The sequence below is a fragment of the Leisingera sp. MMG026 genome, assembly GCF_021654205.1.
GTDB lineage: Bacteria > Pseudomonadota > Alphaproteobacteria > Rhodobacterales > Rhodobacteraceae > Leisingera.
Genome location: NZ_JAKFZM010000086.1, coordinates 1 through 7331 on the forward strand (window position 1 = coordinate 1; position 7331 = coordinate 7331).

Sequence of the window (7331 nt, forward strand, 5' to 3'; positions counted from 1 at the left end):
AATTCGTCGAGACCCAACGTGTGGACGCGGGCCTTTGTGGTACGAGAACCGAAGAGCGTGAAGACTTCAGCCATTACCCGGACGAGCCGTTACTGAACTATGATGCAACGCTTTTCGTGCGCATGGATTCCAGCTTGACCACTTCCTACCGTAGCCCGCTCTCCGGAAAATCCTTTGCGCTGGTAAAAGGGTACAGCTACGGAGGCATCGACAATGAACTTGAAGCGGACGGCATGTCGCGCGTCGAAGCCACGGGTCGCGAAAGCATGATCAAACTCCTGACGCTTGGGCGGGTCGAAACTGTTCTGGATACGACCCTGCCATTTCTTGCAGATGCCAGGCGGTTGGGGGTCGAAGATCAGGTCCGACCTCTCTTGCCAAGCCTCGCTGAAACGCCGGGATATTTGTTTTTCAGCCGGAAACCAGGTCACGAGACGCTTGCAGATAGGTTTTCGAAAGCCCTGACTGAGTTCAAGACGACACCTAAATTTCTTGCCATAAAGCAACGATATGGGTTGTAATGACGTAAGGTAACGCTGCGCCGTTCGGTCTGCGTTGCCACAAAAAATTGGGGGGATTTTTTTCATGTTTACTGCGATGTCTCAGACATGTCGCGCGGCGGCTGCGATCTTTGCACTGTCATGCGCGTCGCCAGCTGTGGCGCAGGATCAGATGACCCACATCTCGACGCTGGATTGGCCACCCTACACCGGCAGTGATCTGCCCAGTGGCGGAGCGACGACAGAAGTGGTTCGCGTGGCCTTTGAGAAGGCAGGGTTCATAACAGATGTTGCCTATCGCCCATGGAAACGTGCGATCGATATGGCAAAAGATGGCAAGGACGGAGTCATTGCATACTTCCCTGGATATCATTGCCGCCACCAGGAAGGTTTCATCGCATCCGATCCGATCGGCAATGGTCCTTTGGGATTTGCTGAAAATGCGGCTGCGCCAATTTCGTGGGACAGCCTCGATTCCATCGGTGAACAGCAGCTGAAGATCGGAACGGTCCTCGGCTACGCGAATACCGACGAATTCGATCAAAAAGTTGGAACCGGTTGGATCCTGGCGGTTCCGTCAAACGACGATCTTACGAATCTGAAGAAACTGGTGCGCAAGCGCATTGACGCCGCTGTCATAGACAAATTCGTGCTTGAATACCTCAAAGCGACGGAACCAAGCCTGAAATCAAACCGAGATGACCTGCAATTCAACGCCACCCCACTGGAAGACAAGACGCTATATCTGTGTTTCCGCGATGACGGGGATGGTCGTGCGATGCTCGAAAAATTCAATGCGGGACTCGCTCAGGTGAATGCGGACGATATCGCGGAGAATTACTTCGCGACTGCGTTTTCGCAATGAAGGCGGCTGTTCGGCGCCGGGTCAGTGACTTTGCAGGCGTGAGATGAAAGCGGTTCGGCGGGTGATGTTGGCCCTGCTTTGCGTCGCGCAGTTGGGTGCGCGCGGGGCAAGTGCGCAGGACGATGTCACGATCGGCTACCAGCTGATGTATAATCCTTGGAAGACGGCGATCGTGAGCGGTGAAATCGAGCAAGCCGTTGGCCAGCCCGTGGCATGGCGAAAGTTCGAGTCCGGCGCAAAGGTCATCAACTCGATGATTTTGGGCAATGTTCAGATCGCGCAATCCGGGTCAAGCCCGATTGCCGCCGGTATCAGCCGGGGCCTGGACATTGAGGTCGTCTGGATTCTGGAAGATATAGCGGCGGCGGAAGCACTGGTTGTTCGGGACGGAGCCGGCGTAATCGCGCCTCGGGATCTGGCGGGCAAGACCATCGGCGTGCCTTTCGCTTCAACCACACATTTCCACCTTCTTTTTGCGCTCGAGCAGTTTGGGATTGAGCAGAAGGATGTCGATATACGAAACATGCAACCTCAGGAGATCGCGGAGGCGTGGCAACGTGGTGAGATCGACGCTGCCTTTGTCTGGGATCCGGCATTAAGCGAAATCAAGAAGTCCGGGAAAGTGCTGATCACCTCTGGTGTTCTGTCAAGCTGGGGGAAGGCCACGTTCGATGCGATGGTTGTCGACAGGACATTCGCCGCCCAGAACCCGGATTTCATGTGCAAATTGATCAAGACCGTTGCGGCTGCGGATGCAGATTATCTTGCCAATCCTTCGGCCTGGACGTCGGGATCGGATCAGGTCGCCGCGATCGTCAGCCTGGCCGGGGGTGATCCCGAAAACGTGCCGGTGGTTCTGGGCCTTTACGATTTTCCAACGCTCAGAGAACAAGCATCGCCGCGCTGGCTTGGCGGCGGCGGCGAGGGAGGTGTCGCCCAGGCGCTGAGTTTCACTGCAGAGTTCCTGCGCGAGCAGGGTAAAATTCGCAGTGTCGTAGACGATTTCGCGCGGCATGTGAATCCTCGTTATGTCGAGATGGTTCTTGAGGGCGCGTGTTGACGGACAAAAGCAAACATAGCGTGCTGCGTACAGAGTGTATTTGATGAAGCAAAAGCCAGGAATATTTTCGTTCAGGTCGATCCGGGCAAAATTTCTTGCCGTTGTGACGCCGCTGGTTCTTGCATCGACCGTAATTGTTTTTGGGCTTTTTGAATTCAATGCGCAGCGCGAAGCCGAAGACCGGCTCAATAACAAGCTCGAAAAACTGGTCGCAATCCAAAGTGCCGTGGTTGCGGAATCGATGTGGAACGTTGCCGACGAGCAGATCAAGCTAATCCTCAAAGCCCTTGCCATTGATCCGGATATCTCGGGCGCTGCGGTCTATGACGATCAGGACATACTGGTTGCGTGGATTGGAAAGGTCGAAGATCTAGAGCAGGAACAGTTCTTTGCGGAAAAAGAGATCGTCTATGTGTATGACGATAGCAGCGAGGTCATCGGGCGCCTGGCCATCGCGCTGACTGACGCCCAGATACGCGCCGCTGCACGACAGAGGCTGACGACGGCCGGAATCCTGGGCGCTCTTCTTCTCGGGGCCATCATTTTTAGCACGTTGATCGCAAATCGCCGCACAATCGGTATCCCACTCGAACGGCTCTTGAATTCGATCAACAGTGCCCGCGTCAAAGGTGAGCGCGTTCCGGTGGACTGGCTCAGCCGTGACGAGATTGGCACGGTTGTCGCGGCATTCAACGAAATGCAGAAACGCCAGCAGGCGGATGAGGCGGCGCTACGCAGGGCGCGCGACGAATTGGAACAGCGTGTCGAGGAACGGACCCGTGAACTGGCCGAAGCGACCCTTGCTGCAAAACGAGCCCAAATGCAGCTGTCTCATGCCATTGAAAGCATCTCCGACGGGTTTTCATTGTACGGCCCCGATGATCGCCTGATCATTTGCAACCGTCGATATCGTGAACTCCTCTATCACGGAATCGAAGACATCGTTGTCGCTGGTGCCTCGTTCGATGAGATCATCCGAAGTGCCGCTGAAAAAGGTCTTATCAAGGATGCGCTCGATGCACCGGAGGACTGGATCGCGGAGCGAAACGCGCAGCACAAGAACCCGGGAGAGACACATCTTCAAGAACGTGCGGACGGCCGCTGGATCCGCGTCAGCGAGCGAAAAACCGACGACGACAGCACCGTTGCCGTTTACACCGACATAACTGAACTCAAGGAACGGGAGCAGGAAGCCGAGGAGGCGAACCGTGCGAAAAGCCAGTTCCTCGCCAATATGAGCCACGAACTGAGGACGCCGCTCAATGCGGTGATTGGCATTACCGAGATGCTGATGGAAGATGCCGAGGAATTCGGACAGGAGGACTTTATTGAGCCTCTGGAACGCATTTCGCGCGCCGGAAAGCACCTGCTGAACCTGATAAATGAAATTCTCGATCTATCGAAAATTGAAGCCGGCAAGTTTGAGATGTATATCGAAAGCTTCGACTTGCTGAGCCTGATCCAAGACGCAACGACAACTGTGCGTCCGATGGCCGAAAAGAACGGGAATGAGTTGACCGTTGATTGCCCGGATGATCTCGGGACGATCGCTGCCGATCAGACGCGAATGCGCCAGATCATCCTTAATCTTCTGAGCAATGCCAGCAAGTTTACCGAAAACGGAAGGATCGCTCTGGTGGCGCGGGCGGTGGAGGATGATCGCGGTTCGACGGTTTCGATTTCGGTTACAGATACTGGCATCGGGTTGAGTGCAGAACAGATTGACCGGTTGTTTGAAGATTTCAGCCAGGCCGACAGCTCGACCACCCGCCGCTTCGGCGGCACCGGACTGGGCCTGGCAATCAGTCGGCGTCTGGCGCGGATGATGGGGGGTGACATCGAAGTGCAAAGCGCGCTTGGCGAGGGTGCAACATTTACCTTTCACCTGCCACGCGTGGCAGGTGTCAGTTCGGGCGACGACGACGCATCACCCATGTCCAAGCGCCCGCCGGCGCTGCCGATCAATTCAGCTCGGCGTGACAACCCACGGATCCTGGTGGTCGATGACGACAAGGCGTCCCGTGAGCTGATGCGCGTCATGCTGGCTAAAGAAGGCTACGATGTCGTGACCGCCGTCGATGGCCGGGACGGACTCGAACTCGCGCGCAGACTGATGCCCTCTGCAATCACACTTGATGTCGTGATGCCGGAGTTGGATGGCTGGGAGTTTCTCAAGGAGATCAAGTCAGACAAGGAGACCGCCGCAATTCCCGTCATCATGGCAACCATGACCGAAGAGCCCGATCGCGGTTTTGCTCTGGGCGCGTCTGAATACATGACAAAGCCGATCGACCGCGAAAAGATGAAAGCCTTGCTATCAAAATACCATCCGCAGGACCGGACACCAGAGGTGCTGGTAGTCGAGGATGATCCCGATGTACGCGACGTTTTACGCGGAATCTTCTCCAAGAACGGTTGGGACGTCACTGAGGCGGAGAACGGCAATATCGGGATCGAGCGCCTGAATGGATGTCAGCCCGATCTCATTATGCTTGACCTGCTGATGCCGGAAATGGACGGCTTTCAGTTCCTTGAAGCGCTTCGTCAACGCCCTGAATATGGCAGGATAACGATCGTCGTGCTAACCGCGGCAAACTTGACGCCGGAAGATCACCAGCGGCTAAATGGCGGCGTCACGCAGATCTTGAAAAAAGCAGATATTGGTCGGAGCGAGCTCTTGGCCACGATCCGTGAGATCATTGCAGAGAACACACCGCAACCCACGCAGGAGGCCGTGGGATGATCCGAGTGCTTTACATTGAAGACAATGAAGACAACATTTTCCTGTTTACACGTAGGTTGGGCAAACATGGTTTTGAGGTCCTGATTGCCCGCGACGGCGCGGTCGGTCTGGAAATGGCGGGCACGACCGATCCGTCCATTATTCTGATGGACCTCGATCTTCCCATTATTGATGGTTGGGAAGCCACCCGTCGGCTGAAGGCAGCCGCCGCCACCCGCGATATTCCGGTGATCGCGGTGTCGTCCTATGCCATGCCCGAGGATTGCAGGCGCGCGATAGAGGCCGGATGCTCGGATTTCTTTTCAAAGCCGGTCGATATGAAGGCACTTTGCGGCCGGATCGAAGTCCTCGCAGAGCATGGTCAGCAACCAGGTTCAGGCGAAGGTCATTGACCGAAGATAAGGAGTTGAAGTGGGAATGGTGAAAATCCTTTACGTCGAGGACAACGAAGACAATGTCTACATGCTCACAAAGCGGTTAGCCCGGAAAGGATACGAAGTTGTCGTAGCGCCCGATGGCAAACAAGGTGTGGACATGTCACAATCGGAAATGCCTCGGTTGATCATCATGGATTTGGGTTTACCTGTTCTTGATGGCTGGGAAGCGATCCGCCGAATCAAATCGAACGCTGCCACGTCGGACATCCCGATCATCGCGCTGACAGCGCATGCCATGGCCGAGGATCGCGCAAAAGCACATGATGCCGGATGCGACGATTTCGACACCAAGCCCGTCGACATGCCACGCCTGCTCGGCAAGATCGACGCGCTGCTCCAGGCGAGGCAAGCATCTTGACCTCGGATGGACCAGCTCTTCTCATTGTCGATGATAACGAAGACAACCGCTATACGCTCCTGCGGCGCTTGAAGCGCGAGAGCTATGAGAATGTCGATGTGGCCGAGAATGGCCAGGAGGCGCTTGATCTGCTCGGAAAGAAGCCATACGACCTCGTGTTGCTTGACATCATGATGCCGGTTCTCAACGGGTATGAAACGCTGGAGCGGATGAAATCCGACATGCGCCTGCGCTCAATACCGGTCATTATGATTTCCGCCGTCGATCAAATCGAAAGCGTTGTGCGCTGTATCGAAGCCGGTGCCGAAGACTATCTCCCGAAACCGTTCAACGCTGCGATCCTGCGTGCGCGTATTCGCGCCAGCCTCGAAAAGAAGCGCCTGAGAGATAAGGAGGCGGGCTACATGAAACAAATCGAGGTTGAAAAAAAACGCACCGACGATCTGCTCCATGCGACCCTGCCAGCCGCCGCGGTTCACGAACTGAAATCCACCAATTCTGTAAGACCGCGTCATTTCGAAGATGTGGCGGTTTTGTTCTGCGACGTTGTGAGTTTCACGAGTTATTGCAACGACAATTCGGCAGAAACTGTTGTATCCCATCTTCAGGATCTGGTCCGCGCCTTCGAGGACATCGCGACCCGGAACGGGTTGGAAAAGATCAAAACGATTGGGGATGCCTTCATGGCAACCGCCGGGCTGTTGAACCATGTCGAAAGTCCTGCGAAGGCCAGTGTTCAGACGGGCTTGGACATGATTGATGCCGTGGCGGAACATTCCTCAGGCTGGGAAATCCGGGTCGGCATTCACATAGGACCGCTCGTTGGTGGAGTCATCGGCCAAAAGAATTACGCCTTTGATATCTGGGGAGATACCGTGAATATCGCCGCCCGCATCGTCGGTCATGCCGATCCTGGAACGGTGCTTGTGAGCGAGGCCGTATGGCGAAACTTGCACGATGCGTTCGACGGCAAGTCAAAAGGTATGGTCGAACTGAAGGGAAGAGGATCGCACGAGTTGATCGAATGCGCGTGCATTCGGTAGGGAGCCTTGTTGCGCACGCTCCGTTTCGCCCGATCACCCTTAGATGCCACCTGGCGATATGTACCCTTGGCGGCTTCCGCAAGTTTCTTGGTTCTGAGAAAGTCCCTGCACATGTATCGAACCGGAGTTGGTATGTTTCAAAAAGTTGCTAGAAATCACGTCGGCAACCCTGTTGAGGCTCTGTATTTCCAGATTTTTGTCCTCCGATCTTTGAGAGGTGCGCAAACCGGCAATCCCTGTATTTGCACTCGTAGCGAATGACATGGTGTGTTTGCGGCGGCCGCTCTCCCTGGGCGAACGAGGTCCGGTAAGATCGGCCTCAGCA

At 55.4% G+C, this 7331-nt stretch carries 8 protein-coding genes; 7 read left to right on the forward strand and 1 reads right to left on the reverse strand.

The window, feature by feature from the left end; all coding sequences use genetic code 11:
• The 7 genes from L1069_RS23085 to L1069_RS23115 all read left to right on the forward strand — a co-directional run.
• On the forward strand, window positions 1-521 hold a 521-nt coding region (locus L1069_RS23085), incomplete at its 5' end, for a transporter substrate-binding domain-containing protein (protein ID WP_237457207.1).
• A gap of 64 nt (window positions 522-585) precedes the next feature.
• Window positions 586-1365 carry an ABC transporter substrate-binding protein gene (locus tag L1069_RS23090; RefSeq protein ID WP_129369653.1) on the forward strand — a complete coding sequence of 260 codons (780 nt, stop codon included), beginning with the start codon at window positions 586-588 and terminating at the stop codon, window positions 1363-1365.
• 43 nt (window positions 1366-1408) lie between these two features.
• The gene (tauA, locus tag L1069_RS23095; RefSeq protein WP_237457208.1) at window positions 1409-2425 is read left to right on the forward strand and encodes a taurine ABC transporter substrate-binding protein; all 1017 of its coding nucleotides are present in this window, start codon (window positions 1409-1411) and stop codon (window positions 2423-2425) included.
• Window positions 2426-2468: 43 nt separating this feature from the next.
• On the forward strand, window positions 2469-5168 hold the full coding sequence (locus L1069_RS23100) for a response regulator (protein ID WP_237457209.1): 2700 nt from the start codon (window positions 2469-2471) through the stop codon (window positions 5166-5168).
• Complete coding sequence (locus tag L1069_RS23105) at window positions 5165-5560, forward strand: response regulator (protein WP_237457210.1); 396 nt, start codon at window positions 5165-5167, stop codon at window positions 5558-5560. Before L1069_RS23100 ends, L1069_RS23105 begins: the two co-directional genes overlap by 4 nt.
• 25 nt (window positions 5561-5585) lie before the next feature.
• Window positions 5586-5963, forward strand: a complete 378-nt coding sequence (locus L1069_RS23110) for a response regulator (protein WP_129372827.1) — start codon at window positions 5586-5588, stop codon at window positions 5961-5963.
• Window positions 5960-7006 (forward strand): adenylate/guanylate cyclase domain-containing protein, encoded by a 1047-nt coding sequence (locus tag L1069_RS23115; protein WP_237457211.1) that lies wholly within the window; start codon window positions 5960-5962, stop codon window positions 7004-7006. Before L1069_RS23110 ends, L1069_RS23115 begins: the two co-directional genes overlap by 4 nt.
• A 39-nt stretch (window positions 7007-7045) precedes the next feature.
• Here the strand turns inward: L1069_RS23115 and L1069_RS23120 are convergent.
• The coding region (locus L1069_RS23120; protein ID WP_237457212.1) for a hypothetical protein at window positions 7046-7331 on the reverse strand (286 nt) is incomplete at its 5' end.

Bases quoted from the DNA above. Each gene is read 5' to 3' on its own strand.
- tauA (WP_237457208.1), top strand. From the start codon at position 1,409: ATGAAAGCGGTTCGGCGGGTGATGTTGGCCCTGCTTTGCGTCGCGCAG.
- L1069_RS23110 (WP_129372827.1), top strand. From the start codon at position 5,586: ATGGTGAAAATCCTTTACGTCGAGGACAACGAAGACAATGTCTACATG.
- L1069_RS23100 (WP_237457209.1), top strand. From the start codon at position 2,469: ATGAAGCAAAAGCCAGGAATATTTTCGTTCAGGTCGATCCGGGCAAAA.
- L1069_RS23090 (WP_129369653.1), top strand. From the start codon at position 586: ATGTTTACTGCGATGTCTCAGACATGTCGCGCGGCGGCTGCGATCTTT.
- L1069_RS23105 (WP_237457210.1), top strand. From the start codon at position 5,165: ATGATCCGAGTGCTTTACATTGAAGACAATGAAGACAACATTTTCCTG.